At 67.4% G+C, this 24,663-nt stretch carries 36 protein-coding genes; all 36 read right to left on the bottom strand.

Features of this window, described 5'->3' with window-relative positions; genetic code table 11:
* Positions 1-126: 126 nt before the first annotated feature.
* Positions 127-591: a 50S ribosomal protein L17 gene (gene rplQ / locus ACIA8F_RS02835; RefSeq protein ID WP_250751467.1), complete on the bottom strand. Its 465-nt coding sequence runs from the start codon at positions 589-591 to the stop codon at positions 127-129.
* A 90-nt stretch (positions 592-681) separates the two neighbouring features.
* The gene (locus tag ACIA8F_RS02830) at positions 682-1,704 is read right to left on the bottom strand and encodes a DNA-directed RNA polymerase subunit alpha (protein ID WP_008739666.1); all 1,023 of its coding nucleotides are present in this window, start codon (positions 1,702-1,704) and stop codon (positions 682-684) included.
* A gap of 158 nt (positions 1,705-1,862) precedes the next feature.
* Entirely contained in the window at positions 1,863-2,267 is a 405-nt protein-coding gene (gene rpsK / locus ACIA8F_RS02825) for a 30S ribosomal protein S11 (RefSeq protein ID WP_006376016.1), read from the bottom strand.
* 54 nt (positions 2,268-2,321) lie between these two features.
* Positions 2,322-2,702: a 30S ribosomal protein S13 gene (gene rpsM, locus ACIA8F_RS02820; RefSeq protein WP_053682609.1), complete on the bottom strand. Its 381-nt coding sequence runs from the start codon at positions 2,700-2,702 to the stop codon at positions 2,322-2,324.
* Positions 2,703-2,903: 201 nt separating this feature from the next.
* A complete protein-coding gene (rpmJ, locus tag ACIA8F_RS02815) occupies positions 2,904-3,017 on the bottom strand; it encodes a 50S ribosomal protein L36 (RefSeq protein ID WP_003956441.1) in 114 nt (37 codons plus the stop codon).
* Positions 3,018-3,091: 74 nt separating this feature from the next.
* A complete protein-coding gene (gene infA, locus ACIA8F_RS02810; RefSeq protein WP_003956442.1) occupies positions 3,092-3,313 on the bottom strand; it encodes a translation initiation factor IF-1 in 222 nt (73 codons plus the stop codon).
* 180 nt (positions 3,314-3,493) lie between these two features.
* Entirely contained in the window at positions 3,494-4,345 is an 852-nt protein-coding gene (gene map, locus ACIA8F_RS02805) for a type I methionyl aminopeptidase (protein ID WP_399376352.1), read from the bottom strand.
* Positions 4,346-4,445: 100 nt separating this feature from the next.
* Positions 4,446-5,093: an adenylate kinase gene (locus tag ACIA8F_RS02800; protein ID WP_399376351.1), complete on the bottom strand. Its 648-nt coding sequence runs from the start codon at positions 5,091-5,093 to the stop codon at positions 4,446-4,448.
* Positions 5,093-6,409, bottom strand: a complete 1,317-nt coding sequence (gene secY, locus ACIA8F_RS02795) for a preprotein translocase subunit SecY (RefSeq protein ID WP_399376350.1) — start codon at positions 6,407-6,409, stop codon at positions 5,093-5,095. The genes ACIA8F_RS02800 and secY overlap by 1 nt, the downstream gene beginning before the upstream one ends.
* A gap of 186 nt (positions 6,410-6,595) precedes the next feature.
* A complete protein-coding gene (rplO, locus tag ACIA8F_RS02790) occupies positions 6,596-7,051 on the bottom strand; it encodes a 50S ribosomal protein L15 (protein ID WP_243333371.1) in 456 nt (151 codons plus the stop codon).
* Between the two features lies 1 nt (position 7,052).
* On the bottom strand, positions 7,053-7,235 hold the full coding sequence (rpmD, locus tag ACIA8F_RS02785) for a 50S ribosomal protein L30 (RefSeq protein ID WP_112447741.1): 183 nt from the start codon (positions 7,233-7,235) through the stop codon (positions 7,053-7,055).
* Positions 7,235-7,837 (bottom strand): 30S ribosomal protein S5, encoded by a 603-nt coding sequence (gene rpsE, locus ACIA8F_RS02780; protein ID WP_008739695.1) that lies wholly within the window; start codon positions 7,835-7,837, stop codon positions 7,235-7,237. Before rpsE ends, rpmD begins: the two co-directional genes overlap by 1 nt.
* Positions 7,838-7,883: 46 nt before the next feature.
* Positions 7,884-8,267, bottom strand: coding sequence for a 50S ribosomal protein L18 (gene rplR / locus ACIA8F_RS02775; protein ID WP_030008471.1), 384 nt, complete (start codon positions 8,265-8,267; stop codon positions 7,884-7,886).
* Between the two features lie 2 nt (positions 8,268-8,269).
* A complete protein-coding gene (rplF, locus tag ACIA8F_RS02770) occupies positions 8,270-8,809 on the bottom strand; it encodes a 50S ribosomal protein L6 (protein WP_243333369.1) in 540 nt (179 codons plus the stop codon).
* Between the two features lie 20 nt (positions 8,810-8,829).
* Positions 8,830-9,228, bottom strand: a complete 399-nt coding sequence (gene rpsH, locus ACIA8F_RS02765) for a 30S ribosomal protein S8 (RefSeq protein ID WP_008739698.1) — start codon at positions 9,226-9,228, stop codon at positions 8,830-8,832.
* Between the two features lie 223 nt (positions 9,229-9,451).
* The gene (locus ACIA8F_RS02760; protein ID WP_003956452.1) at positions 9,452-9,637 is read right to left on the bottom strand and encodes a type Z 30S ribosomal protein S14; all 186 of its coding nucleotides are present in this window, start codon (positions 9,635-9,637) and stop codon (positions 9,452-9,454) included.
* 5 nt (positions 9,638-9,642) lie between these two features.
* Entirely contained in the window at positions 9,643-10,194 is a 552-nt protein-coding gene (gene rplE, locus ACIA8F_RS02755; RefSeq protein WP_030388859.1) for a 50S ribosomal protein L5, read from the bottom strand.
* The gene (rplX, locus tag ACIA8F_RS02750) at positions 10,194-10,517 is read right to left on the bottom strand and encodes a 50S ribosomal protein L24 (RefSeq protein WP_215023444.1); all 324 of its coding nucleotides are present in this window, start codon (positions 10,515-10,517) and stop codon (positions 10,194-10,196) included. Before rplX ends, rplE begins: the two co-directional genes overlap by 1 nt.
* Positions 10,518-10,519: 2 nt before the next feature.
* Positions 10,520-10,888 (bottom strand): 50S ribosomal protein L14, encoded by a 369-nt coding sequence (gene rplN / locus ACIA8F_RS02745; RefSeq protein ID WP_003956455.1) that lies wholly within the window; start codon positions 10,886-10,888, stop codon positions 10,520-10,522.
* A gap of 124 nt (positions 10,889-11,012) precedes the next feature.
* On the bottom strand, positions 11,013-11,294 hold the full coding sequence (gene rpsQ / locus ACIA8F_RS02740) for a 30S ribosomal protein S17 (protein WP_243333368.1): 282 nt from the start codon (positions 11,292-11,294) through the stop codon (positions 11,013-11,015).
* A complete protein-coding gene (gene rpmC / locus ACIA8F_RS02735) occupies positions 11,294-11,518 on the bottom strand; it encodes a 50S ribosomal protein L29 (RefSeq protein WP_008739703.1) in 225 nt (74 codons plus the stop codon). The genes rpsQ and rpmC overlap by 1 nt, the downstream gene beginning before the upstream one ends.
* On the bottom strand, positions 11,518-11,937 hold the full coding sequence (gene rplP, locus ACIA8F_RS02730; protein ID WP_030026326.1) for a 50S ribosomal protein L16: 420 nt from the start codon (positions 11,935-11,937) through the stop codon (positions 11,518-11,520). The genes rpmC and rplP overlap by 1 nt, the downstream gene beginning before the upstream one ends.
* A gap of 5 nt (positions 11,938-11,942) precedes the next feature.
* A complete protein-coding gene (gene rpsC / locus ACIA8F_RS02725; protein ID WP_266955875.1) occupies positions 11,943-12,785 on the bottom strand; it encodes a 30S ribosomal protein S3 in 843 nt (280 codons plus the stop codon).
* Positions 12,785-13,132, bottom strand: a complete 348-nt coding sequence (rplV, locus tag ACIA8F_RS02720; protein WP_007265904.1) for a 50S ribosomal protein L22 — start codon at positions 13,130-13,132, stop codon at positions 12,785-12,787. The genes rpsC and rplV overlap by 1 nt, the downstream gene beginning before the upstream one ends.
* A gap of 43 nt (positions 13,133-13,175) precedes the next feature.
* Complete coding sequence (gene rpsS / locus ACIA8F_RS02715; protein ID WP_023539342.1) at positions 13,176-13,457, bottom strand: 30S ribosomal protein S19; 282 nt, start codon at positions 13,455-13,457, stop codon at positions 13,176-13,178.
* A 12-nt stretch (positions 13,458-13,469) separates the two neighbouring features.
* Complete coding sequence (gene rplB, locus ACIA8F_RS02710) at positions 13,470-14,306, bottom strand: 50S ribosomal protein L2 (protein WP_254387362.1); 837 nt, start codon at positions 14,304-14,306, stop codon at positions 13,470-13,472.
* Positions 14,307-14,345: 39 nt separating this feature from the next.
* On the bottom strand, positions 14,346-14,669 hold the full coding sequence (gene rplW / locus ACIA8F_RS02705; protein ID WP_030154694.1) for a 50S ribosomal protein L23: 324 nt from the start codon (positions 14,667-14,669) through the stop codon (positions 14,346-14,348).
* A complete protein-coding gene (rplD, locus tag ACIA8F_RS02700; protein ID WP_030008466.1) occupies positions 14,669-15,319 on the bottom strand; it encodes a 50S ribosomal protein L4 in 651 nt (216 codons plus the stop codon). The genes rplW and rplD overlap by 1 nt, the downstream gene beginning before the upstream one ends.
* Before the next feature lie 4 nt (positions 15,320-15,323).
* Complete coding sequence (gene rplC, locus ACIA8F_RS02695; RefSeq protein WP_266880616.1) at positions 15,324-15,968, bottom strand: 50S ribosomal protein L3; 645 nt, start codon at positions 15,966-15,968, stop codon at positions 15,324-15,326.
* A 14-nt stretch (positions 15,969-15,982) separates the two neighbouring features.
* Positions 15,983-16,291 (bottom strand): 30S ribosomal protein S10, encoded by a 309-nt coding sequence (rpsJ, locus tag ACIA8F_RS02690; RefSeq protein WP_003948644.1) that lies wholly within the window; start codon positions 16,289-16,291, stop codon positions 15,983-15,985.
* Positions 16,292-16,757: 466 nt separating this feature from the next.
* A complete protein-coding gene (locus tag ACIA8F_RS02685; RefSeq protein ID WP_399376348.1) occupies positions 16,758-17,888 on the bottom strand; it encodes a hypothetical protein in 1,131 nt (376 codons plus the stop codon).
* A 29-nt stretch (positions 17,889-17,917) separates the two neighbouring features.
* On the bottom strand, positions 17,918-20,539 hold the full coding sequence (locus ACIA8F_RS02680; protein ID WP_399376347.1) for a peptidoglycan recognition protein: 2,622 nt from the start codon (positions 20,537-20,539) through the stop codon (positions 17,918-17,920).
* 190 nt (positions 20,540-20,729) lie between these two features.
* Complete coding sequence (locus ACIA8F_RS02675) at positions 20,730-22,523, bottom strand: hypothetical protein (RefSeq protein ID WP_399376346.1); 1,794 nt, start codon at positions 22,521-22,523, stop codon at positions 20,730-20,732.
* 60 nt (positions 22,524-22,583) lie between these two features.
* Positions 22,584-23,483: a glycosyltransferase gene (locus tag ACIA8F_RS02670; RefSeq protein ID WP_399376345.1), complete on the bottom strand. Its 900-nt coding sequence runs from the start codon at positions 23,481-23,483 to the stop codon at positions 22,584-22,586.
* 9 nt (positions 23,484-23,492) lie between these two features.
* Positions 23,493-23,924, bottom strand: coding sequence for a DUF2304 domain-containing protein (locus ACIA8F_RS02665; protein WP_399376344.1), 432 nt, complete (start codon positions 23,922-23,924; stop codon positions 23,493-23,495).
* Positions 23,921-24,610 (bottom strand): glycosyltransferase family 2 protein, encoded by a 690-nt coding sequence (locus ACIA8F_RS02660; RefSeq protein ID WP_383946936.1) that lies wholly within the window; start codon positions 24,608-24,610, stop codon positions 23,921-23,923. The genes ACIA8F_RS02665 and ACIA8F_RS02660 overlap by 4 nt, the downstream gene beginning before the upstream one ends.
* Between the last annotated feature and the right edge of the window lie 53 nt (positions 24,611-24,663).

Genomic DNA, 24,663 nt, shown 5'->3' with positions numbered 1-24,663 from the left:
ATCCTCTCAGCTGCGTCTTTGGCGCGAATGCCCTCAGCGCGAACGCCTTCGGCACGCATGCAGAACGGGCCCGCCCCGGAAGGGGGCGGGCCCGTTCAGAGCCGTTCAGCGTGATCCCGGAAGGGATCAGGCCTCCTTGGTCTCCTCGGCGGCGGGAGCCTCGGCGGCCTCCGCCTCCTTCACGGCGCGCTTGGTGGCGGCCTCGGCCTCACCAGTGGCCTGCTGGGCGACCGTAAGGGCCTCGACCAGCTCGATCACGGCCATCGGGGCGTTGTCGCCACGACGGTTGCCGATCTTGGTGATGCGCGTGTAACCACCGGGGCGGTTCTCGTAGCGCGGGGCGATCTCGGTGAACAGCGTGTGCACGATGCTCTTGTCCGTGATCGTCTGCAGCACCAGGCGACGGTTGTGGATGTCGCCCTTCTTGGCCTTGGTCACCAGACGCTCGGCGTAGGGACGCAGGCGGCGGGCCTTGGCCTCGGTGGTGGTGATGCGGCCGTGCTCGAAGAGCGACTTCGCGAGGTTCGCGAGGAGGTGCTTCTCGTGCGCGGCGCTGCCGCCCAGACGGGCACCCTTTGCGGGACGCGGCATGGTCTTACTCCTTCATATCTGCACCGGCCGTGTCAGGTACCGGTGACAGTTCCCCCGGGGCGGATGCCGCGGGAAAGCGTGCGGTGGTGCTTAGTACTGCTCGGTCTCGACGAAACCGGCGTCCGCGTCGTCGTCGGCGCCGAAGGCGTCGGCGGCGGCGGTCGGGTCGAATCCGGGCGGGCTGTCCTTGAGGGCCAGGCCCATGCCGGCCAGCTTCGCCTTGACCTCGTCGATCGACTTCGCACCGAAGTTGCGGATGTCGAGCAGGTCGGCCTCGGAGCGGGCGACGAGCTCACCCACGGAGTGGATGCCCTCGCGCTTGAGGCAGTTGTACGACCGAACGGTGAGCTCGAGCTCCTCGATCGGCAGGGCGAGATCGGCGGCCAGGGCCGCGTCCGTCGGCGAGGGGCCCATGTCGATGCCCTCGGCGTCGATGTTGAGCTCGCGGGCCAGACCGAACAGCTCGACCAGGGTCTTGCCGGCGGACGCCATGGCGTCGCGCGGGCGCATGGCCTGCTTGGTCTCGACGTCGACGATCAGCTTGTCGAAGTCGGTGCGCTGCTCGACTCGGGTCGCCTCGACCTTGTAGGTGACCTTGAGGACCGGGCTGTAGATGGAGTCGATCGGGATGCGACCGATCTCCTGGCCCAGCTGCTTGTTCTGGACGGCGGAGACGTAGCCGCGACCGCGCTCGACGGTCAGCTCCATCTCCAGCTTGCCCTTGCCGTTGAGCGTGGCGAGGACCAGGTCCGGGTTGTGCACCTCGACACCGGCCGGGGGCGCGATGTCGGCAGCGGTGACCAGGCCGGGACCCTGCTTGCGCAGGTACATCACGACCGGCTCGTCGTGCTCCGAGGAGACGACCAGCTGCTTGATGTTGAGGATGATGTCGGTGACGTCTTCCTTGACACCGGGCACGGTGGTGAACTCGTGCAGGACGCCGTCCACGCGGATGCTGGTGACAGCGGCACCCGGGATCGAGGACAGGAGCGTGCGGCGGAGCGAGTTGCCGAGGGTGTAACCGAAGCCCGGCTCGAGCGGCTCGATCACGAACCGCGAGCGGTACTCGTCTACGACCTCTTCGGTCAGCGAGGGGCGCTGAGCGATAAGCATGTGGATTCCTTCATTCGTGGACGCCCACTATTTGACGCCCGACGGAGTGCAGCACGGAGGCTGCGAACTAGAAGGGTACGGGCGGTACGTCCCCCGCGAGGGGTTCGTACCGCCCGGACACTCAAAGACGCACAGGCGCGAAGCCCGGCGCCGCCGAATCAGACGCGGCGACGCTTGGGCGGACGGCAGCCGTTGTGCGGGGTGGGGGTGACGTCCTGGATCGAGCCGACCTCGAGGCCGGTGGCCTGGAGGGAGCGGATCGCGGTCTCACGGCCGGAGCCGGGACCCTTGACGAAGACGTCGACCTTGCGCATGCCGTGCTCCTGCGCGCGACGGGCGGCCGACTCGGCGGCCATCTGCGCGGCGAAGGGGGTGGACTTGCGCGAGCCCTTGAAGCCGACGTGGCCGGCGGAGGCCCAGGAGATCACGTTGCCCGCGGGGTCCGTGATCGAAACGATGGTGTTGTTGAACGTGCTCTTGATGTGGGCGTGCCCATGAGCGACGTTCTTCTTTTCCTTGCGGCGCACCTTCTTGGCAGCGCCCTGACGACCCTTGGGGGGCATCTAAATCTCCTACGGGAGGTGGTCGGTCCTACAGCGCAAGACCGCTGAACAGGACTACTTCTTGCCCGGCTTCTTCTTACCGGCGATCGCGCGACGCGGACCCTTGCGGGTACGGGCGTTCGTGCTGGTGCGCTGACCGTGCACGGGCAGGCCACGACGGTGGCGAACACCCTGGTAGCACTGGATCTCGACCTTGCGGCGGATGTCGGCCTGGATCTCGCGGCGGAGGTCACCCTCGGTGCGGAGGTTGGCGTCCACGTACTCGCGGATCTTGACCAGGTCCTCTTCGGCCAGGTCACGAACGCGGGTGTCGGGGTTCACACCGGTGGCCGCAAGGATTTCCTTGGACCGGGTGCGACCGACACCGAAGACGTAGGTAAGTGCGATCTCCACACGCTTTTCGCGCGGGATGTCAACACCGGAAACGCGTGCCATTCAATGGCTCCTGTGTGTTCGGGGGTCTTCCGCAGAACCGAACCCCGACCGCCGACCACTCCTGAGTGGGTGGTGGTACGCCCGGGTCCCCGGCCCCCGCCGGAGGTGCCGCCGGCCCTGGTCAGGGCTGGGCGGGTTCTGCGTATGTACGTTTTCTTACGTCGCGCGAAGAACTGCGTAGTGCAGGTCGGTCGGCGTGCGTCAGCCCTGGCGCTGCTTGTGGCGCAGGTTGTCGCAGATGACCATGACCCGACCGTGACGGCGGATCACCTTGCACTTGTCGCAGATCTTCTTGACGCTCGGCTTGACCTTCATGTTGGTGAGGTTCTCCGGGTCAGTGCCACCACCCGCGCCGGGACAGGACGTCCGGACGGGAGTGAAGACAAGATCTACTTGTATCGGTAGACGATCCGGCCACGCGTCAGGTCGTAGGGAGAAAGCTCCACCACAACCCGGTCATCAGGGAGGATGCGGATGTAGTGCATGCGCATCTTGCCGCTGATGTGCGCGAGGACCTTGTGACCGTTCTGGAGTTCCACCTTGAACATCGCGTTCGGGAGGGACTCGATCACGGTGCCCTCGATTTCGATGGCACCTTGCTTCTTGGCCACGCTTCGCCTTTCGAATCGGCTACCTTGATCAGCTCCCCGCCTTCGCATGAGGACATGCGGGTGCAAAGGAGCCGACGAGTCAGTCTACGTCAGGGGCTTCCGAAAGACGAATCCGGAAAGTGTGCCCTACAGGATAGATCATCAATCCTGCCCATACCGGTCGGCCCAACCCCTTGTGCGTCAGCCCAACGGGTCCGGAGCCGTCGTGACCCCGTACTCCGCCAGCTTCGCCTTGCCGCAGTCCGGGGAGGTCAGGACGATCGGGCCCGCCTCGGTCAGGGCGATGGAGTGCTCCCAGTGCGAGGACCAGGTGCCGTCCGTGGTGATGACCGTCCAGTCGTCCGCCAGGACCTCCGTCTGGGCGGTGCCCAGGGAGACCATCGGCTCGATCGCCAGGCACAGGCCGGGGACGAGCTTGATGCCCTTGCCCCGCTTGCGCGAGACGTAGTTCAGCAGGTGCGGGTCCATGTGCATCTCGGACCCGATGCCGTGGCCGCCGTAGTCCTCGATGATCCCGAACTTGCCGAGGCTGTGCTCGCCCGTCGTCGGACGCGGCTGGCGCTTGATGTAGGTCTCGATCGCCTTCGAGATGTCCACGAGGCGGTTGCCGAGCTTCATGGCGGCGATACCGGCCCACATGGACTCCTCGGTCACCCGGGAGAGCTCCACGAGCTCAGGGGCGTGTCCAGAGCCCACGAAGGCGGTGTACGCGGCGTCGCCGTGCCAGCCGTCGACGATCGCGCCGGCGTCGATCGAGATGATGTCGCCGTCCTTGAGGACCGTCTTGTCGTCGGGGATGCCGTGGACCACGACCTCGTTGACCGAGGTGCAGATGGTCGCGGGGAACCCGCCGTAGCCGAGGAAGTTCGACTTGGCGCCGGCGTCCGCGATGACCTTGCGGGCCACCATGTCCAGATCCCGCGTCGTGGCGCCCGGCACGGCCGCCTCACGGGTCGCCGCGTGGATCGCCGCGACGACCAGCCCCGCCTCACGCATCTTCGCGATCTGCTCGGGGGTCTTGATCTGGACCATGACGTACCTGCCACCTTCGGAATCGGGTCTTTCAACAGTACGGCCGCGGCGTCCTGGGGACACCGCGGCCGGGGCTGCACTACAGGTGAACTGCTTCTTGCTACTTCTTCAGGGCGTCCAGCGCGCGCTTCGTGACGTCCTTGACCTCACCCAGGGCCGGAATCGTCGACACGAGGCCCTGGGCCTTGTAGTAGTCGATGATCGGCTCGGTCTGGGTGTGGTAGACCTCCAGCCGGTTGCGCACGGCTTCCTCGGTCTGGTCCTCGCGCACGTACAGCTCGCCGCCGTCGATGTCGCAGACGCCCTCGACCTGCGAGGGGCGGTAGTCCACGTGGTAGATGTGCGCGCTGTCCTTGCGGCAGGTCCGGCGGCCGGCGAGGCGCTTGACGACCTCGTCCTCCTCGACCTCCAGGTCGAGGACGGCGTCGAGGTTCATCGCCCCGGCCTTCAGCATCACGTCGAGCGCCTCCGCCTGGGAGACGTTGCGCGGGAAACCGTCGAGCAGGAAACCGCCGGCGGCGTCCTCCTGCTCCATGCGGTCCTTCGCCATGCCGATGGTGATCTCGTCCGGGACGAGGTCACCCGCGTCCATGAACGCCTTCGCACGCCGGCCGAGCTCGGTGCCCTGGCTGATGTTGGCCCGGAACAGGTCGCCCGTGGAGATGTGCGGGATCGACAAGGTCTCGGCAAGCACAGTCGCCTGCGTTCCCTTGCCCGCGCCCGGCGGGCCGACGAGGACGATTCGCATCAGCGGAGGAACCCTTCGTAATTACGCTGCTGGAGCTGGCTCTCGATCTGCTTCACGGTTTCCAGACCCACACCCACGATGATCAGGATGCTCGTCCCGCCGAACGGGAAGTTCTGGTTCGCTCCGAAGCCGGCCAACGCCATCGTCGGCACAAGAGCGATCAGACCCAGGTACAGCGACCCCGGCCAAGTGATCCGGTTGAGTACGTAGCTGAGGTACTCGGCGGTAGGCCGACCGGCGCGGATGCCCGGAATGAACCCACCATACTTCTTCATGTTGTCTGCAACTTCCTCGGGGTTGAACGAGATCGCCACGTAGAAGAACGCGAAGAAGACGATCAGGAGGAAGTAGGTCGCGATGTAGTACGGGTGGTCGCCCTTGACGAAGTGCTTGCTGATCCAGGTCGCCCAGCCGGCGGTAGAACCGCTGAACTGGACGATCAGCGCGGGGATGTACAGCAGCGACGAGGCGAAGATGACCGGGATGACACCGGCCTGGTTCACCTTGAGGGGGATGTACGTCGAGGTGCCGCCGTAGGCGCGCCGGCCGATCATGCGCTTCGCGTACTGGACCGGGATCCGCCGCTGCGCCTGCTCGACGAAGACCACCAGGGCCACCATCGCGAGGCCGACCAGGATGACCACGCCGAACTCGACCCAGCCGTCCGCGATCTTGCCCTGCTCCTTGATGGCCCACAGGGAGCCGACGAAGCCGGCGGCGATCGAGATGAACATAAGGATCGACATGCCGTTGCCGATGCCCCGGTCGGTGATGAGCTCACCGAGCCACATGACGAGGCAGGTACCGGCCGTCATGGTGAGCACCATGACCACGGTCGTGAAGATCGACCGGTCGGGGACGATCTGGTCCTTGACCTGGCAGCCCTGGAAGAGGGCGCCGCTGCGGGCGGTGGCGACGAGGCCGGTGCCCTGCAGGATCGCGAGCGCGACCGTCAGATAGCGCGTGTACTGAGTGATCTTCGACGTGCCGGACTGACCCTCTTTTTTGAGGTTCTCCAGCTTCGGGATGACCACGGTCAGCAGCTGCAGAATGATGCTCGCCGTGATGTACGGCATGATGCCGAGCGCAAAGATCGTGATCTGGAGCAGCGCGCCACCGCTGAACATGTTGACGAGACCGAAGAGGCTGTTGTTACCGGCCCCCATCTGGTCCACGCAGATCTGAACGTTCTTGTAGCTCACACCGGGTACCGGCACGTGGGAACCGAGTCGGTACAGCGCGATGATGGCGAGCGTGAAAAGCAGCTTCTTGCGCAGGTCGGGCGTCTTGAACGCCCGGGCGAACGCGGTGAGCACGGTGCCTCCTGCGACCCCCGCGCTACTGCGTCAGAGGTGACGGTCTGAGGGATCGACGAATGTGTACAAGCAAAGGTGCAGGCCACCTTACCGGCGTCTGCACCTCCCGCGGAACGACCAACCGGGGATGCCCCATATGTGAGGCATCCCCGGTCGGGTTTCTAGCTATTTGTCACTGAGTTCGTCTTAGACGAGCTCGGTCACAGAGCCACCAGCGGCGGCAATCTTCTCCTTGGCGGAGCCGGAAACGGCGTCAACCGAAACCTGCAGCGCCACGGAGATCTCGCCCTGGCCCAGGACCTTGACGAGGCTGTTCTTGCGAACCGCGCCCTTGGCGACCAGGTCGGCCACCGTGACTTCTCCACCCTCGGGGTAGAGAGCGCCGAGCTTGTCCAGGTTCACGACCTGGAACTCGGTGCGGAACGGGTTCTTGAAGCCCTTGAGCTTCGGCAGACGCATGTGGAGGGGCATCTGCCCACCCTCGAAGCGCTGCGGGATCTGGTAGCGGGCCTTCTGGCCCTTCGTACCACGACCGGCCGTCTTACCCTTCGACGCCTCACCACGACCGACACGGGTCTTCGCGGTCTTGGCGCCGGGGGCGGGACGGAGGTTGTGGGCCTTCAGCGGGCTGCTCTCAGCCATGTTAGTCAACCTCCTCAACCGTCACGAGGTGGCGGACGGTGTGAACCATTCCGCGGAACTCGGGGCGGTCCTCCTTGACGACGACGTCGTTCAGGCGCTTGAGCCCGAGCGAACGCAGCGTGTCGCGGTGGTTCTGCTTGCTGCCGATGTACGACTTGATCTGCGTGACCTTGAGGCGAGCCATTACGCACCCGCCCCGGCACGTGCACGCAGCAGAGCCGCGGGAGCGACGTCCTCGAGGGGCAGACCACGGCGAGCCGCGATCTCCTCGGGACGCTGCAGGCCCTTGAGGGCCGCCACGGTCGCGTGCACGATGTTGATCGCGTTGGAAGAGCCGAGCGACTTCGACAGGATGTCGTGAACGCCGGCGCACTCCAGAACGGCGCGCACCGGGCCACCGGCGATAACACCGGTACCAGGGGCGGCCGGCTTCAGCAGCACGACGCCCGCGGCGCGCTCGCCCGTGATCGGGTGAGGAATGGTGCCCTGGATGCGCGGAACCTTGAAGAAGGACTTCTTGGCTTCCTCGACACCCTTGGCGATGGCCGCGGGAACTTCCTTGGCCTTGCCGTAACCGACACCTACAGTGCCGTCACCGTCGCCCACCACGACCAGCGCGGTGAAGCTGAAGCGGCGACCACCCTTGACAACCTTGGCGACGCGGTTGATCGCGACAACGCGCTCAACGTAAGCGGTCTTCTCGGCGGCAGGGCCACCGTCGCGACCCTTCCGGTCCCGCCGCTCGCCGCCACCGGCACCGCTTCCGCGGCGCTGGGGTCCAGCCATTGGATTACCTCTCTCTGTTACGTCCGTGAGTCCCGGAAAACGGGGCTTAGAACTTCAGCCCGGCTTCGCGGGCGGCGTCAGCCAGAGCGGCAATGCGCCCGGCGTATCGGTTGCCACCGCGGTCGAACACGACGGTCTCGACACCCGCGGCCTTGGCACGCTCGGCGACGAGTGCGCCGACGGCCTGGGCCTGCGAGCTCTTGTCGCCTTCGCCACCACGGATCGAAGCGTCCAGGGTCGACGCGGACGCCAGGGTGTGACCCTGGAGGTCGTCGATGACCTGAGCAACGATGTTGCGGTTGGAACGCGTCACGACGAGGCGCGGACGCTCCGCCGTACCCGAGACGTTCTTGCGGATGCGGATGTGGCGGCGGGCCTTGGCGGCACGCTTGTACGCGTCGCCCTTGGCGATCTTTACACCGTATGCCATGGCTACTTACCAGCCTTTCCGACCTTGCGGCGGATGACTTCGCCGGCGTACTTGACACCCTTGGCCTTGTACGGGTCGGGCTTCCGCAGCTTGCGGATGTTGGCGGCGACCTCGCCGACCTTCTGCTTGTCGATGCCCTCGACCGAGAACTTGGTGGGCGACTCGACCTTGAAGGAGATGCCCTCGGGCGCCTCGATCAGGATCGGGTGGCTGTAACCAAGCTGGAACTCCAGGTTGGAGCCCTTCGCGGCGACGCGGTAACCGACACCGCTGATCTCAAGAGCCTTGACGTAACCCGTGGTCACGCCGGTGATCATGTTCGCCACCAGCGTGCGGGACAGGCCGTGCAGGGCCTTGTTCTGACGCTCGTCGTTGGGGCGGGTGACGTTCAGAACGCCGTCCTCACCCTTGACGATCTCGATCGGCGCCTTGACCGTGAGCGCGAGGGAACCCTTGGGGCCCTTCACAGCCACAGCCTGGCCGTCGATGGTGACGTCCACACCGGCGGGAACCTGGATGGGGAGCTTGCCGATTCGCGACATTGCTTTTCCTCCGTTCCCGACTACCAGACGTAGGCGAGGACTTCCCCACCTACGCCCTTCTTGCCTGCCTGCTGGCCGGTGAGCAGACCGTGGGACGTGGAGATGATCGCCACGCCCAGGCCGCCGAGCACCTTCGGCAGGTTGGTGGACTTTGCGTACACACGCAGACCGGGCTTCGAGATCCGCTTGATGCCCGCAATGGAGCGCTCGCGGTTCGGGCCGAACTTCAGCTCGAGGACGAGGTTCTTGCCGACCTCGGCGTCCTCGACCTTCCAGCCGGTGATGAAACCCTCCTGCTTGAGGATTTCTGCGATGTGCGACTTGATCTTGCTGTGCGGCATCACGACGGAGTCGTGGTACGCCGAGTTAGCGTTACGCAGACGCGTGAGCATGTCTGCGATCGGGTCAGTCATGGTCATGAAGTGGCCTTCGGCCTCTCTCGCCGGGGTTTCCTGTATGCGCCATCCCTCTCCCCACTCAGTGGCGGGACGGGTGCGGTGCGGGGACCTACGGCGTAGTAAGTCGTTATGGGCGGCGGACGCCCAACCACACAAGCCTAAGGCATGCGCGGCCGGGCATCCGCCGACCAGATGCTTACCGAGAGTGCCTGGTACTCCTCAAGTCCTTGCGGACGAGAGGGAATTACCAGGAGCTCTTGGTCACGCCCGGCAGCTCGCCACGGTGAGCCATCTCACGAAGGCAGACGCGGCACAGGCCGAACTTGCGGTACACGGAGTGGGGGCGACCGCAGCGCTGGCAGCGGGTGTACGCACGCACACCGAACTTGGGCTTGCGGGCAGCCTTCGCGATGAGAGCCTTCTTCGCCATCTCGCTTACGCCTCCTTGAAGGGGAAGCCGAGGTGACGGAGGAGCGCGCGGCCCTCGTCGTCGTTGGTCGCCGTGGTGACCACGGTGATGTCCATACCCCGGGTACGGTCGATCTTGTCCTGGTCGATCTCGTGGAACATGACCTGCTCGGTGAGACCGAAGGTGTAGTTGCCACGGCCGTCGAACTGCTTCGGCGACAGACCACGGAAGTCACGGATACGCGGCAGCGCGAGCGACAGCGTACGGTCCAGGAACTCCCACATGCGGTCACCACGGAGGGTGACGTGGCAGCCGATCGGCTGACCCTCGCGCAGCTTGAACTGCGCGATGGACTTGCGGGCCTTCGTGACGGCCGGCTTCTGACCGGTGATCGTCGTCAGGTCCTTGATGGCGCCGTCGATCAGCTTGGAGTCGCGGGCGGCGTCGCCCACACCCATGTTGACCACGATCTTCACGAGGCCGGGAATCTGCATGACGTTCTCGTAGGAGAACTCTTCACGCAGCTTGCCCGCGATGTCCTCGCGGTACTTCGTCTTGAGACGCGGAGTGGTAGCCATCAGATGTCCTCACCCGTCCGCTTGGCAACGCGGATCTTGTTGCCCTCGTCATCGAAGCGGAAACCGACGCGGGTAACGACCTTCTGGCCGTCCTTCTCCACAACCAGCTGAACGTTGCTGACGTGGATCGGCGCCTCGGTGATCACGATGCCACCGGTCTGCGAGCCACCAGCGGTCTGGCCGGCCTTGGTGTGCTTCTTGACCCGGTTGACACCCTCGACGAGGACGCGGTTCTCAGTAGGGATGGCCAGAATGACCTTGCCCTGCTTGCCCTTGTCCTTACCGGTGATGACCTGAACCAGGTCGCCCTTCTTGATCTTCATGCTTACAGCACCTCCGGCGCGAGCGAGATGATCTTCATGAACTTCTTCTCGCGCAGCTCACGGCCCACCGGGCCGAAGATACGGGTGCCGCGAGGGTCGCCGTCGTTCTTCAGAATGACGGCGGCGTTCTCGTCGAAGCGGATGTACGAGCCGTCCTGGCGGCGGCGTTCCTTCACGGTGCGAACGATGACCGCCTTGACGACGTCACCCTTCTTCACGTTGCCACCGGGGATCGCGTCCTTGACGGTGGCAACGATGACGTCACCGATGCCCGCGTAGCGGCGACCGGAACCACCGAGAACACGGATGCAAAGGATCTCCTTGGCACCAGTGTTGTCGGCGACACGCAGTCGCGACTCCTGCTGGATCACGTCTATCTCCTGTTTGTCTGCCGGTTCCCGGCGGGGGCATCACTCCGAAGAGCTACCGCCCCCACCGAGCCTGGCGGAACGAACCTGAGGGGCCCCTGGGCTTGCTGCCCAGGGCCTCAGATAATTACTTGGCCTTCTCGAGGATCTCGACGATGCGCCAGCGCTTGCTCGCCGACAGCGGACGCGTCTCCATGATGAGGACGCGGTCGCCGACGCCGGCAGCGTTCTGCTCGTCGTGCGCCTTGAGCTTGTTCGTACGGCGGATGACCTTGCCGTACAGAGCGTGCTTCACGCGGTCCTCGACAGCGACGACGACGGTCTTGTCCATCTTGTCGCTGACGACAAGACCCTCACGGGTCTTGCGGAAGCCGCGGTCAGTCGTCTCAGTCACGTTCTTCTCGCTCATCAGGCGCTCTCCACCGTCTCGATACCGAGCTCACGCTCGTGCATCAGGGTGTAGATGCGAGCGATGTCCTTACGGACGGACTTGAGCCGGCCGTTGTTCTCCAGCTGACCCGTGGCCGCCTGGAAGCGCAGCTTGAACAGCTCTTCCTTGGCCTCGCGCAGCTTGCCAACGAGCTCCTCGTTACCGAGCTCACGCAGCTCGGACGCCTTGGTTCCCGTCGCCATCACGACTCACCTGCCTCGCGCCGAACAATCCGGCACTTCATCGGAAGCTTGTGAGCAGCGCGGGTGAGCGCCTCACGAGCAATCTTCTCGTTCGGGTAGGACAGCTCGAACATGACCCGGCCCGGGTGCACGTTCGCGATCCACCACTCGGGAGAACCCTTACCGGAACCCATGCGGGTCTCGGCAGGCTTCTTCGTCAGGGGACGGTCCGGGTAGATGTTGATCCAGACCTTGCCGCCACGCTTGATGTGGCGGGTCATCGCGATACGAGCCGCCTCGATCTGGCGGTTCGTCACGTAGGCGGGGGTAAGCGCCTGGATGCCGTACTCGCCGAACGAGACCTCAGTACCGCCCTTGGCCATACCGCGGCGCTTCGGGTGGTGCTGCTTGCGGTGCTTGACCCTACGAGGGATCAGCATGTCGGTCAGGCCTCCGTTCCGGTGCTCTCAGCCGGAGCGGCGGCAGGAGCGTCGGCCTTGGGGGCCTCGGCACCAACAGCCTGCTGCGGCTTGCGGCCACCACGGCCGCCGCGCTCGCCACCACGGCCACCACGGCCGGCGGGACGGTCGCCAGCGCCGGCGGCACCACGGGCCGGGCGGTTACCCGCACGGGCCGCAGCGTTCTCGGCGCGAACCTCGGCGATGTTCTTGACGTCGCCCTTGTAGATCCAGACCTTCACACCGATACGGCCGAAGGTGGTCTTGGCCTCGAAGAAGCCGTAGTCCACGTTCGCGCGGAGGGTGTGCAGCGGCACACGGCCTTCGCGGTAGAACTCGGAGCGGGACATCTCGGCGCCGCCGAGGCGACCGCCACACTGGATCTTGATGCCCTTGGCGCCGGCCTTCATCGTGCCCTGCATGCTCTTACGCATGGCGCGACGGAAGGAGACGCGGGAGGAGAGCTGCTCGGCAACGGCCTGCGCGACGAGCTGAGCGTCGACCTCGGGGTTCTTGACCTCGAGGATGTTCAGCTGCACCTGCTTGCCCGTGAGCTTCTCGAGGTCACCGCGGATGCGGTCGGCCTCGGCGCCACGGCGACCGATGACGATGCCCGGACGAGCGGTGTGGATGTCCACACGCACGCGGTCACGGGTGCGCTCGATCTCAACCTTCGAGATGCCGGCGCGCTCCATGCCGGACGTCATCATCCTGCGGATGGCGACGTCTTCCTTGACGTAGTCCTTGTACAGCTTGTCGGCGTACCAACGCGACTTGAAGTCGGTGGTGATGCCGAGCCGGAACCCGTGCGGGTTTACCTTCTGGCCCATTACCGGGAACCTTCCTTGCTGCTGACGACCACGGTGATGTGGCTGGTCCGCTTGCGGATCCGGTAGGCACGGCCCTGCGCACGCGGACGGAACCGCTTCAGGGTCGGGCCCTCGTCCACGTACGCCTCGCTGATGACCAGCGTGGAGGCGTCCGGGTGGTTGTAGTTGTGTGCGGCGTTGGCAATGGCGCTGTCGAGCACCTTGCCAACCGGCACGCTCGCGGCCTGCGGGGCGAAACGCAGGACCGCCTGAGCCTCCGTGGCATCCATGCCACGGATAAGGTCCACCACTCGGCGGGCCTTCATGGGCGTGACGCGGATGTACCGCGCCTGGGCCCTGGCTTCCATGGTTGTCCCTTCGGTGTAAGTCATAGTCGTAACCACCCCGCCTTTAGCGGCGCTTCGACTTCCGGTCGTCCTTGACGTGGCCGCGGAAGGTGCGAGTCGGCGAGAACTCGCCGAGCTTGTGGCCGACCATCGACTCGGTGACGAACACCGGGACGTGGATCTTGCCGTTGTGCACCGCGATGGTGTGACCCAGCATGGCCGGGATGATCATCGAGCGACGGGACCAGGTCTTGATGACGTTCTTGGTACCGGCTTCGTTCTGTACGTCCACCTTCTTGATGAGGTGTCCGTCGACGAAGGGTCCCTTCTTGAGACTGCGCGGCATCTAAACCCGCTCCTAGCGCTTCTTGTTCGTCTTGCGGCGGCGGACGATGTACTTGCTCGAAGCCTTCTTCGGCGAGCGAGTACGACCCTCCTTCTGACCCCACGGGGAGACCGGGTGACGACCACCGGAGGTCTTACCCTCACCACCACCGTGCGGGTGGTCGACCGGGTTCATCGCGACACCGCGGACGGAGGGGCGAACGCCCTTCCAGCGCATGCGGCCGGCCTTGCCCCAGTTGATGTTCGACTGCTCGGCGTTGCCGACCTCACCGACGGTGGCGCGGCAGCGCGCGTCGACGAGACGGATCTCGCCGGACGGCATGCGGAGGTGGGCCATGACGCCCTCCTTCGCGAGCAGCTGCACAGAGGCACCAGCGGAGCGGGCGAACTTGGCGCCGCCACCGGGACGGAGCTCGATCGCGTGGATCGTGGTACCGACCGGGATGTTGCGGAGCGCCAGGTTGTTACCGGGCTTGATGTCGGCCGTGGGGCCGTTCTCAATCCGGTCGCCCTGCTTCAGGTTCTTCGGCGCAATGATGTAGCGCTTCTCACCGTCGGCGTAGTGCAGGAGCGCGATGCGCGCCGTGCGGTTGGGGTCGTACTCGATGTGCGCGACCTTGGCCGGCACGCCGTCCTTGTCGTGACGACGGAAGTCGATCACACGGTAGGCGCGCTTGTGGCCGCCACCCTGGTGTCGAACCGTGATCCGACCGGTGTTGTTACGGCCGCCCTTGCTGTGCAGGGGGCGGACCAGCGACTTCTCCGGCGTGGACCGCGTGATCTCGACAAAGTCGGCGACGCTGGAGCCACGACGGCCCGGGGTCGTCGGCTTGTACTTGCGGATACCCATTTCTCAGTCCTCGTCCGATTCCGGACGACTAGACCTCCGTTAGGAGGCCTGGCCGCCGAAGATGTCGATTCGGTCGCCCTCAGCGAGGGTCACGATGGCGCGCTTGGTGTCAGCGCGCTTGCCAAAACCGGTCTTGGTGCGCTTGCGCTTACCCTGACGGTTGATCGTGTTGACCCCGGTGACCTTGACCCCGAAGACCGCCTCGACGGCCTGCTTGATCTGAGTCTTGTTGGAGCCGGGCGCGACGATGAACGTGTACTTGTTCTCGTCCAGCAGCGCGTAGCTCTTCTCCGAGACAACCGGCTTGATCAGCAGGTCGCGCGGGTCGGTGAAGGTCTTGCTGGTAACGGTCGCCTCAGACATCAGGCGTCGCTCCCTTCGGTCTCATCGGCCTTGGGGCCAGACACGAAGGACTCGAAAGCGGCCTGAGTGAAGACCACGTCGTCAGAGACGATCACGTCGTACGTGTTCAGCTGGCCCGGCTCCAGGATGTGCACCTGGGGCAGGTTGCGGGCGGACAGCCACGCAGCCTCGTCGGCGCGCTCGACGACCAGGAGCAGGTTCTTGCGCTCCGAGATCTTGCCGAACAGCGTCTTGGCGGCCTTCGTGGAGGCGGCACCCTCGACCACGCCGGTGACGACGTGAATGCGGGAGTGACGCGCGCGGTCCGAGAGGGCACCGCGGAGGGCGGCGGCCTTCATCTTCTTCGGGGTCCGCTGCGAGTAGTCACGCGGCTGCGGGCCGTGGACGACGCCACCGCCGACGAACTGCGGAGCGCGGGTGGAACCCTGGCGAGCGCGGCCGGTGCCCTTCTGGCGGTACGGCTTGCGGCCACCACCACGGACTTCGCCACGACGCTTGGTCTTGTGCGTGCCCTGACGGGCAGCAGCCAGCTGAGCGACGACGACCTGGTGGATCAGCGGAACGCTGGTCTTCGCGTCGAAGATCTCCGCAGGGAGCTCGACGGTACCGGCCTTGTCGCCTGCCGGCGAAAGGATGTCAATGGTGCTCATTAACTCAAGCCCCCTTAACCGCGGTACGGACCAGGACGAGGCCGCCGTTCGGACCGGGAACTGCACCCTTGATGAGGAGCAGACCCTTCTCCGCGTCAACCGCGTGGATGGTCAGGTTCTGGGTGGTGACGCGCTCGTTGCCCATACGACCGGCCATGCGCATGCCCTTGAAGACACGCCCAGGGGTGGCGCAGCCACCGATCGAACCGGGGGAGCGGTGCTTGCGCTGGACGCCGTGGCCGGCGCCGAGGCCCTTGAAGTTGTGACGCTTCATGACACCGGCGAAGCCCTTGCCCTTGCTGTTGCCCGTGACGTCAACCTTGACGCCGGACTCGAACACGGCAGCCGTGATCTCCTGGCCGAGCGTGTACTCGCTGGCGTCGGAGGTACGGAGCTCCACCAGGTGGCGGCGGGGGGTGACGTCAGCCTTGGCGAAGTGACCCTTGAGGGGCTTGTTCACCTTGCGCGGGTCGATCTCGCCGAAGGCGATCTGGACCGACTCGTAGCCGTCGACGTCGTTCGTACGGACCTGGGTAACAACGCAGGGCCCGGCCTTGACCACGGTCACCGGGACGACACGGTTGTTCTCGTCCCAGACCTGGGTCATGCCGAGCTTCTCGCCCAGGACGCCCTTGATCTGCTTTGCCATCTTCTCCGTGCCTCTCAGAGCTTGATCTCGATGTCAACGCCGGCCGGAAGGTCCAGGCGCATCAGCGAGTCAACGGTCTTGGGCGTCGGGTCGAGGATGTCGATCAGGCGCTTGTGCGTGCGCATCTCGAAGTGCTCGCGCGAGTCCTTGTACTTGTGCGGCGACTTGATGACGCAGTACACGTTCTTCTCAGTGGGCAGCGGCACCGGGCCCGCGACCGACGCACCAGTGCGCGTCACCGTCTCGACGATCTTCTTCGCCGACGAATCGATGACCTCGTGGTCGTAGGCCTTGAGCCGGATGCGGATCTTCTGTCCCGCCATGGCTACTCCGTAGTCCTGTCTGTTGTGGAAACGCTCTGGTCCTCGGCCGGCTGCGGATCTCTCCGCCGCTCTCCTCCGACCCACGCGGTCGGGCGTGTCGCGCTCCCTCTACAGAAAATTCCCATACGGAAATTCCCTCGTCCAAGGGGGCGCGGTCCCAAGACCGCAGATCGGGGGCAAACACCCACCGAGTACCTGGCAGGCACCGTGCTGACGCTTCCCAGAAGATTCCCGTACGTCCGCCCCATTGCTGCCCCGAGAGGCAGGTAAGGCGACGAGTACTGTGGGACTCGCTTCCGGTCCTCCCGGCGGGAGGCGCGCAGCATCGGCACACGGCCGAGCAACTTGAGTAGTCTGCCATACGAGACACGTATGGCGCCAATCGGGCCGAAGAGAATACCCCGCCACGCTGAGTGGTCAAACTGCACCACGCGGCGGGGGTCCCGGTCCCTGGTCCGGCGCCCGCTCAGGAGCGGGTCAGCGCGCCACAGCCCTTCTGCCGCTCGGCTTCCAGGTCCTTGCTGCGGTCGTACGGATCCACCGGAGTTCCGGAGGGCGTGGGCCCCGCGCCGGCGTCCTCGTCGAAGACGGGGTGCACGAAGCCGTCGTGGACGTCACACGCGCTGTTGCCCAGGCTCACGTCGACCTCGTCGAGCCAGAGCTTCCCCTCGGTGGCCTGCCACTTGTGCGGGTCGGCCACGCCGAAGGTGATCGTGCGCCGCACGATGGTGCGCCTGACCTCGTCCGCGCCGGGCTTCGCCTTCACGAACGGGTACACGAACGTGTAGTCGACCAGCACGCGGACCCTGCCCGGCCCCTGCCCGGGCTCCACCCACATGCGGCCGCGGACCTTGACCACGTCGCCCACGGGCATCAGCTCGGCCGGGTTCGCCCGGGTGAGCAGTTCCAGCGGGTCGTTCTCCGCGCTCGGGGCGGCCAGGGCCTGCTCCAGGTGGCCCGGGCTCTTCTTCAGCTTGGGGTCGAGCAGCTCCAGTACCGCCGTGGGGCGCTCCCCGCGCAGGGTCGCCGGGTCCAGGTTGGCTGCGACCAGGAACTGCTTGGCCTTCGCCAGCGCGCCGGCGACCTGCTCCTTGCTCATGCCGCCGACGGCCTGGGCCTCCGGGACCTCGATGCCGGCCGCCCCGTCCGCCCACGCGAGGGCCGGGGAGCCCCGGAAGGGGTCGGTGAGGGTCGGCCGGTCCGGGTCCACCGGGGTGGGCGGGGCGCTCGGGCGCTCCGTCTCGGCCGACAGGCGCTGCCGCGCCTGCGCGTCCCGGTCGGCCTTCCCGGTGAGCTTGTCGATGACCAGCTCGGGCCGTACGGCGATCAGCGCGAGGGCGGCGACGAAGGCGATGGCCAGCCCCGCCTTGAGCCGGCGCCCGCCCCTCCCCCGCTGCCGCGCCGCGACACCGGCCCGCCAGGCGGGCGGCCCGGCGGAGCCGCGCCGGGCGTCCTCCTCGCGCAGCCGCGCGGCCACCATGCGCGCCCGCGCCGACGGCTCCTTGGGGGCCTCCCCCGTGCCCGCCTCGGCCTGGGCCAGGAACTGCGCCCACTCCTCGTCGGAGACGGCCGGTATGCCCTCGTCGTTCTTCCCCATGTCCCCCACCCCGCCTGCGGAGCCCCGTGTCACTCGGCGAAGTAGCCGGTGACGTCCGCGATCAGATCGACGTTGCCGTCGTTGTTGTAGAAGCTGATCTTCCCATCGACCACGGGGACGACCACCAGGTTGGGGATCGTCCGGCCGGGGGTGAAGTTCAGGTTCGAGGCGCTGGAGCGCACCGTCCCGCTCGGGTACACCGAGACGTAGCTCGCGGCCGTCGGGTTCGTCGCGGTGACGTTGAGGACGACCGCGGTGACCCCCGTCGCCGGGATCCCCGCGGTACCCGCCACCGGGAGCGTCACCACGCCCTGCGCGCCCACCTTCGCCTTCGCCACACCGAGGCCCTCGCGGGTGTCCATCAGCCGCTTCGGACCGGTGCTGACGTGCGCCGATCCCCCGCCGGCCGAGGTGAAGTAGCCGGTGACGTCCGCGATCAGGTCGACGCTGCCGTCGTTGTTGTAGAAGCTGACCCTGCCGTGCACCACGGGCACGATCACCAGGTTCGGGATCGTCTGCCCCGGCGTCACGTTCAGGTTCGAGGCGCTGGAGCGGGTGGTGCCGCTCGGGTAGACCGAGACGTAGCTCGCGGCCGTCGGGTTCGTCGCGGTGACGTTGAGGACGACGGCGGTGACGCCCGTCGCCGGGATCCCCGCGGTACCCGCCACCGGCAGGGTCGCCACGCCCTGCCGGCCCACCTTCGCCTTGGGTACGCCGAGGCCCTCGCGGGTGTCCATCAGCCGCTTCGGGCCGATGCTGACGTGCGTCGACCCCCCGTCGGCCTTGGCGAAGTAGCCGGTGACGTCCGCGATCAGGTCGACCGTGCCGTCGTTGTTGTAGAAGCTGACCTTGCCGTCCACCACCGGGACGACCACCAGGTTCGGGATCGTCTGCCCGGGCGTCACGTTCAGGTTCGAGGCGCTGGAGCGCACCGTCCCGCTCGGGTACACCGACACATAGCTCGCGGCCGTCGGGTTCGTCGCCGTCACGTTCAGGACGACCGCGGTGACGTCCTCGGCCGGGATCCCCGCCGTACCCGCCACCGGGAGCGTCACCACGCCCTGCGCGCCCACCTTCGCCTTGGGTACGCCGAGGCCCTCGCGGGTGTCCATCAGCCGCTTCGGGGTGACCGGAACGAACGTGGCGGACTTCGGCACGGGGACCTCCGCGACCACGGTGACCGGCAGGCTCGTGGAGACCTTGCCGTTCGCCGCGGTGGCCTTGACCTGGACCGTGTGGGTTCCGGTGGTGAGCACCACGCCGGCCGTACGGGCCGTGCCCGCGGCCGTCCCGGCCGATGTGCCGTCCACCAGGATCTCGAACGAGCCCAGCAGGCCGTTGGCCGTACTGGTGGTCCAGTCGACCTTCAGGGGGCCGGTGGACTTCGGGGTCGTGCCCGGCCCGGGGACCGTGCCGTTCACCTTGGCGATCTTCAGCTGCTGCGCCGGACCGCTGGTCCGGATCGCGGCGAGCTGGTCGTAGAGCCCGCCGCCCGGGCAGACGGTGTTGAAGCCGTCCCGGTGGCCCGAGAGGGTCTTGAACGGATACGGCTGGCCCCCGGTGAACGAGGTGCCGAAGTAGTTCTTCTGGCTGCTGCCGGCCACCAGCGTGGTCGTACCGTTCAGGTCGCCGTCGTACTGGCCGAGCTTGTAGGCCGCGATGCGGGAGACCGACTCCAGGGCGGCGGCCGGAGCTCCGGCCGTCTGGTAGTCGCCGAGGACGGCGATGCCCATCGACTCGGCGTTCCAGCCGAAGGTGTGTGCGCCCTGGACGGGCTGGTCGATGCCGCCCTTGCGGCCCTCGAAGACCGTGCCGCACTTGTCGATCAGGAAGTTGTAGCCGAGGTCGCGCCACAGCTCGACCTTCACGTGGTACTCGTGGACGCTCCGCACGATGGCCGCGGACTGCGAGCAGTCGTACGGTTGCGCGCTCGCCGTGTGGTGGACGAAGACGGCCTTGACGCTGCCGCCGGGGAGGTAGCCGGGGGCCTCGTCGTTCAGGCTCTCGTCCGCCTGCCACTCGGCCCGGGTGACCACCGGGGGCTGCGGGGCGGTGGAGGGCGGTCCGGGCGGCAGCGCCTCCGTGGCGAGGGCGGCCGGTTCGGCGGGCAGCTCGCCCTTCTTCCTGGCGGCGCCGGCGGTGCCGGGGTCCACCAGGTTCAGGGTCAGGCCCGCCGGAAGGGCCGCGCCGCCCTTCACGCGCACCTCGGCGCCGTTCGACGGGCCGAACCACACGGGCTCGGTGGCGCCGGGCGCGCCCGGACGCTTGCCGTCGAGCCCGGGCCGCACCGGGTCCAGGGTGATCCACCGGGACCACTTACCGGTCTCCGAGCTGCGGGAACGGGCCTCGATGGCGCCGTTCACCGTGGCCTCGGGGTCCGTCCAGGACACGCCGAGGAGGCCGAAGAGGTCCGTGTCCTGCTGGGCGAGCACGGCCCCGCCGGAGCCCTCGGACTTCAGGGCGAGCCGGTCCACCCCGGCCTTGGCCCTGCCCGGCTGCCCGCCGGCCGCGGCGCTGTAGGCCCTCGCCTTCCCCGGCGCCTCCCCCGATGCCTTCGCCCCTGCGGCGCCCGGGCCCGATCCGCCCGCCACCCCTTGGAAACCGAGCACCGCTGCCACCCCGAATGCGGTGGCCAGCGCCGTACCGCGCACACGACCCAGTCTCAACTTGTCCCCGGCCCCAGTTCCGAACAGCTCAGGTGCCCCACCTGATCGCCCGGATGCTACGGGCAGACGTGCGGGAGGAGGCGAGCGGGGGCCGGTCGGGTGAAGCACGGACCCCGGCCCGCCCCGAGGGGCTGACCGGGGTCGGGGCGTCGGGCCCGGGGGCCGTGCGGCGGCCTCAGCGGTGGCGCCAGAGCACCCATTCGTGTGTCTTGTTCACCTTGGAGACGTACCAGCCCTGCGGGGCGTCCGGCCAGGAGGCCTCCGGCGTCGCGTCCTTCGGGGTCAGCCGCAGGACGGCCGCGTCGGCCCCGGCCGGCGGCCGGTCGCCGTGCTCCAGCTTCCGCGTCCAGACCCGGCCGTCGTACACCTCGAACGCCTGGGCCATCCGCAGGCCCCAGTCGACGTCCTCGTCCATCACCAGGTTCTCGCCCGGCTTGAGCTCCGCGGACTGGGTGAAGCCGGTGGCCAGGTACTTGCGGATCTTGCGGTGCGGCTCGGCCACGTTCGAGGTGACCGTGGTCGTCGCGTACGTGGCGAACAGGGCCAGCGACACCGCGACGGCCCACACCACCCGGCGCCCGCCGGCCAGCCTGAACATCACGCAGGCGGCGAGCACCAGCAGGGCGCCGGCGATGGTCCGCCACATGTGCAGCTTGGTCCACTCCGAGGCCAGGAACAGCGCGTCCGGCATGGCCCACGGGATGATCCAGCGGGCGTAGAGGCCCTTGCCGACCACCATGATCACGAACTCGGCGGTGACCACGGTGAACACCACCGCGCCCAGCACCAGCCGCAGCAGCGCCCCGCTCCGCGCGCGCCACAGCGCGGCGACGCCGACCACGAAGAACGCCGGCACGAGCACGGCCAGATACCGGGCGTAGACCCAGTTGTCGATCCGCTTGTCCCCGGGCAGTCCGGCGGCCGCCGCCAGCGCGATCCCGCACAGCAGGGCGACCATGGCGAAGGAGACCACCCGCGAGGCCCGGGTGAAGCGGGGGCTGAACACCGCGAACACGCACAGGACGACGGCGATCGCGCCGAAGCCCCAGGAGGAGACCGAGAAGTACCAGAGCTGGCCGATCGTCCGGGTCACCGTGCGGCGCAGCAGCTCGGGCTCGACGAGGTTGTCCATCACCTGCGTGCCGACCGAGCTGGGCGGGGTGTCCTTGAACTGCGCCTCCAGCCAGCCGGCGAGGAGCTTGGCGCCCAGCACGGAGACGGCGAGGCCGCCCCAGGCGGCGAGCGTGGAGCGCAGCGGCGCCCACCGGAAGACCAGGGCCCCGAGGAAGACCGCCGCCGTGATGGCCACGACCACGCCGCCGCGGTCGTGCACCGCCATGGAGTACCCGGCCAGCAGGCCGGCCCCCGCTCCGTACCAGGTGCGGCGGCGTGCGTCGCCCTCGCTCAGCCAGCCGTGCAGGGTGATCAGCCAGCCGAGGAGGATCACCGGGAGCACGGTGTCCGACATCGCGAACTCGGAGTAGAAGACCACGGGCGGCATCAGCGCCGCCGCCGTGGCGATCAGGAACGACAGCCCGCGGGGCAGGTCGAGCCTGCGCAGGGCCACGTAGGCCAGCGGGAAGACGAGCGCGTTGAGCACCGTGTTGATGCCCATGACCAGCTGGTACGCGGTGACCGGGTCGTTCGCGATCCGCAGCGCCGGGGAGAGCAGCAGCGGGTAGCCGCCGGGGATGACCGAGCCGACCGGCATCTCGGTCGCCGGCCGCCCCGCGAGCACCCGGGCCAGGACGAGGTACGAGGGCTCGTCCGCGTGGACCGAGGGGTAGCTGTTGCCCCACACCAGGGAGAGCCGGAACAGCACCTGCGTCAGGTACCCGGTGACCAGCGCCGCGGGCCAGAACCACCGCCGGCGCAGGGCGGAGTCCCGCAGCGCGAGCAGCCGCTCGGTCCCGGCGGGCTTGCCGGACCGCTCAGGGGCGGACGCGTCCCGCGTTGCCGACGCGTCCATCGTTTCGGTTCCCGACTGCACCCCTGGCACTTCCTGTTCTGGTTGGACTGCCGGGCAGGCTCAGCTCTGCCCGGAGGTGAAGGCGTGGCGGGCCAGGTTCTTGGCACCCTCGCGGTTCCCGCGGCGCAGCGCCCCGGGGAGCATCGTGATCGCGTGGAGGCGGGAGGCGCTGTGGACGCGGGCGGCGCGCGCGGCCTTGGGCCAGCCGCGGGCCTCCATCCGCTCGGCGACGGCCTCGAAGTAGCGCGCCTGCTCGGTGAAGCGGGTGCCGGTGAAGGCCTGGACCGAGGACTCGCTGACGGCGTGCCGGCGGTACTGGAAGGCGGTGGTCGAGGCGTCGATCACCATCGCCTCACCGAGTTCGAGGAGGTCGACCACGAGCGCGAGGTCCTGGACCACCGAGTACTCGGACTGGAAGTTCACCTTGCGCAGGGCTTCGCCGCGCCAGGCGATGGACGGGAAGTACAGCCAGTTCCCGCGCAGCACGCTGACGGCCAGCTCCTCGCCCGCCATCGTGCGGTTGCCCTTGACCTGCGGGGCGTAGAGCCTGCGCTTGACGTTGTCGGCGAGACCGGCGGTGACCCGGCCCTCGCCGTCGATGACCTCGACGCCGGGCTGGATCATGCCGATGCCCGGCTGGGCCTCGGCGAGGCCCCGTACGGTCTCCAGGTAGTGCGGGTGGAGCACGTCGTCACAGCCCATGATGACGACGTAGTCGGCCTCGGAGAGGTGCACGCACTTCTTGAAGTTCTCGTTGATGCCGAGGTTCTGCTCGTTGCGGGTGTAGTGGACCCGCTCGTCGCCGAGCTCCGCGAACCAGCCCGGGACGTCCGGTTCCTTGCCGTCGTCGATCACGACGAGCCGGAAGTCCGGGTCGGTCTGCGCCAGGATGCTGAGGACCGCATCCTGCATCAGCTTGACGTCCCCGTAGTAGGGGAGCATGAAGTCGAAGGTCACCACGGTGATTCCTCAGGCCTTGACGGAGTCTGCGGGTTCGGCGGCCGGCGGCGCGGGCTCGACCGGGGCCGGCTGGCGGACGGCGTCCGGGCCGAGGCGCTCGTCGTTGTGGCGCGCGCCCTCGCTGAGCGCCACCGTCCGGGCCAGGTCGGTGATCTTCTTCTCGAGCGAGCGGAAGCGCAGGAAGGTGTTGAGCGTGAGGAAGCCCATGGCCAGCACCATCACGTACAGCACCAGGTCGGTGCCGCGGCCGACGCCGAGCTGGTGGGCCAGCCAGGTCACGTCGGTGGGCCGCAGGACGGCGTACACGTTGACGAGGACGAACACCGAGAAGGCGATGCGCTTCCAGGCACGGGTCTTCGCCTGGTCCCAGTTGCGTATGAACATGAGGGCCAGGGACACGGAGCCCAGGATGAGCACCAGCTGGATCCAGAAGTACTTCATCGGCGGCCACGCTCCCGCAGGGTGATGTCGAAGAGGATGTTGACGCCGTTGATCAGGGACTGACCCTTGGCGCGCGAGTACTCGGTGTAGAGGATGTCCACGGGGACCTCGACGACGCGCAGCCCGGAGCCCGCCAGGTAGCCGACGATCTCGGAGGCGTGGGCCATGCCGTTGTGCGTGATCTGCAGCTTCTCCGCCGCCGCGCGGCCCAGCACGCGCAGACCGTTGTGCGCGTCGGTGAGGTTGAGCTTGCGGGCGGTCGGGCTGACGGCCGCGGCCGTGCGCAGCACGACCCGCTTGATCCACGGCACCTGGCCGTTCTGCTCGATGAAGCGGGAGCCGAGCACCACGTCGGCCTCGTCGGCGCGCAGTACGGCGACCATCTTCTCGACGTCGTGCGTCTGGTGCTGGCCGTCGGCGTCGAAGGTCGCGAAGTAGCGGGCTCCCGGCTGGGAGAGGGCGTACTTCAGACCGGTCTGAAGGGCCGCGCCCTGGCCGAGGTTGACCGGGTGCTGCACCAAGTGGGCGCCGGTGGACGCGATGTGCTGCGCGGAGTCGTCCGAGCTGCCGTCGTCGACGACGACGATGTTCGGAAAGGTCTTGCGCGCTCCCTCGACGACACCGGCGATCACCTGGCCCTCGTTATAGGCCGGTATGACCAGCCAGACATCGTCGTATTGGGACACGGTAGCTCCAGCGGAATGTGGCACATACGAGTGCTCGGGGGTCTGTGGGACTT

Origin of the sequence: Streptomyces sp. NPDC051563 (assembly GCF_044454225.1) — a bacterium.
Classification (GTDB): domain Bacteria; phylum Actinomycetota; class Actinomycetes; order Streptomycetales; family Streptomycetaceae; genus Streptomyces.
The sequence above is the reverse complement of the archived record's forward strand: the minus strand, read 5'-3'. Positions and strand labels throughout refer to the sequence as shown.

What these genes read in the sequence shown, in the direction of transcription:
- map (WP_399376352.1), bottom strand. Translation starts at nt 4,345, where the DNA reads ATGGTCCAGATCAAGACCCCCGAGCAGATCGCGAAGATGCGTGAGGCG.
- ACIA8F_RS02675 (WP_399376346.1), bottom strand. Translation starts at nt 22,523, where the DNA reads ATGGACGCGTCGGCAACGCGGGACGCGTCCGCCCCTGAGCGGTCCGGC.
- rpsQ (WP_243333368.1), bottom strand. Translation starts at nt 11,294, where the DNA reads ATGAGCGAGAAGAACGTGACTGAGACGACTGACCGCGGCTTCCGCAAG.
- rpmD (WP_112447741.1), bottom strand. Translation starts at nt 7,235, where the DNA reads ATGGCTCGCCTCAAGGTCACGCAGATCAAGTCGTACATCGGCAGCAAG.
- rpsK (WP_006376016.1), bottom strand. Translation starts at nt 2,267, where the DNA reads ATGCCCCCCAAGGGTCGTCAGGGCGCTGCCAAGAAGGTGCGCCGCAAG.
- rpsM (WP_053682609.1), bottom strand. Translation starts at nt 2,702, where the DNA reads ATGGCACGCGTTTCCGGTGTTGACATCCCGCGCGAAAAGCGTGTGGAG.
- rplF (WP_243333369.1), bottom strand. Translation starts at nt 8,809, where the DNA reads ATGTCGCGAATCGGCAAGCTCCCCATCCAGGTTCCCGCCGGTGTGGAC.
- rpsH (WP_008739698.1), bottom strand. Translation starts at nt 9,228, where the DNA reads ATGACCATGACTGACCCGATCGCAGACATGCTCACGCGTCTGCGTAAC.
- ACIA8F_RS02685 (WP_399376348.1), bottom strand. Translation starts at nt 17,888, where the DNA reads ATGGGGAAGAACGACGAGGGCATACCGGCCGTCTCCGACGAGGAGTGG.
- rplE (WP_030388859.1), bottom strand. Translation starts at nt 10,194, where the DNA reads ATGGCTACCACTCCGCGTCTCAAGACGAAGTACCGCGAGGACATCGCG.
- rplX (WP_215023444.1), bottom strand. Translation starts at nt 10,517, where the DNA reads ATGAAGATCAAGAAGGGCGACCTGGTTCAGGTCATCACCGGTAAGGAC.
- rpsJ (WP_003948644.1), bottom strand. Translation starts at nt 16,291, where the DNA reads ATGGCGGGACAGAAGATCCGCATCCGGCTCAAGGCCTACGACCACGAG.
- rpmC (WP_008739703.1), bottom strand. Translation starts at nt 11,518, where the DNA reads ATGGCGACGGGAACCAAGGCGTCCGAGCTGCGTGAGCTCGGTAACGAG.
- rpsS (WP_023539342.1), bottom strand. Translation starts at nt 13,457, where the DNA reads ATGCCGCGCAGTCTCAAGAAGGGACCCTTCGTCGACGGACACCTCATC.
- rplR (WP_030008471.1), bottom strand. Translation starts at nt 8,267, where the DNA reads ATGGCATACGGTGTAAAGATCGCCAAGGGCGACGCGTACAAGCGTGCC.
- rplV (WP_007265904.1), bottom strand. Translation starts at nt 13,132, where the DNA reads ATGGAAGCCAGGGCCCAGGCGCGGTACATCCGCGTCACGCCCATGAAG.
- rpsC (WP_266955875.1), bottom strand. Translation starts at nt 12,785, where the DNA reads ATGGGCCAGAAGGTAAACCCGCACGGGTTCCGGCTCGGCATCACCACC.
- rplB (WP_254387362.1), bottom strand. Translation starts at nt 14,306, where the DNA reads ATGGGTATCCGCAAGTACAAGCCGACGACCCCGGGCCGTCGTGGCTCC.
- ACIA8F_RS02665 (WP_399376344.1), bottom strand. Translation starts at nt 23,924, where the DNA reads ATGAAGTACTTCTGGATCCAGCTGGTGCTCATCCTGGGCTCCGTGTCC.
- ACIA8F_RS02760 (WP_003956452.1), bottom strand. Translation starts at nt 9,637, where the DNA reads ATGGCGAAGAAGGCTCTCATCGCGAAGGCTGCCCGCAAGCCCAAGTTC.
- rplC (WP_266880616.1), bottom strand. Translation starts at nt 15,968, where the DNA reads ATGGCAAAGCAGATCAAGGGCGTCCTGGGCGAGAAGCTCGGCATGACC.
- rplD (WP_030008466.1), bottom strand. Translation starts at nt 15,319, where the DNA reads ATGAGCACCATTGACATCCTTTCGCCGGCAGGCGACAAGGCCGGTACC.
- ACIA8F_RS02830 (WP_008739666.1), bottom strand. Translation starts at nt 1,704, where the DNA reads ATGCTTATCGCTCAGCGCCCCTCGCTGACCGAAGAGGTCGTAGACGAG.
- rplP (WP_030026326.1), bottom strand. Translation starts at nt 11,937, where the DNA reads ATGCTGATCCCTCGTAGGGTCAAGCACCGCAAGCAGCACCACCCGAAG.
- rplW (WP_030154694.1), bottom strand. Translation starts at nt 14,669, where the DNA reads ATGTCTGAGGCGACCGTTACCAGCAAGACCTTCACCGACCCGCGCGAC.
- rplQ (WP_250751467.1), bottom strand. Translation starts at nt 591, where the DNA reads ATGCCGCGTCCCGCAAAGGGTGCCCGTCTGGGCGGCAGCGCCGCGCAC.
- ACIA8F_RS02800 (WP_399376351.1), bottom strand. Translation starts at nt 5,093, where the DNA reads ATGCGAATCGTCCTCGTCGGCCCGCCGGGCGCGGGCAAGGGAACGCAG.
- rpsE (WP_008739695.1), bottom strand. Translation starts at nt 7,837, where the DNA reads ATGGCTGGACCCCAGCGCCGCGGAAGCGGTGCCGGTGGCGGCGAGCGG.
- rplO (WP_243333371.1), bottom strand. Translation starts at nt 7,051, where the DNA reads ATGGCTGAGAGCAGCCCGCTGAAGGCCCACAACCTCCGTCCCGCCCCC.
- rpmJ (WP_003956441.1), bottom strand. Translation starts at nt 3,017, where the DNA reads ATGAAGGTCAAGCCGAGCGTCAAGAAGATCTGCGACAAGTGCAAGGTG.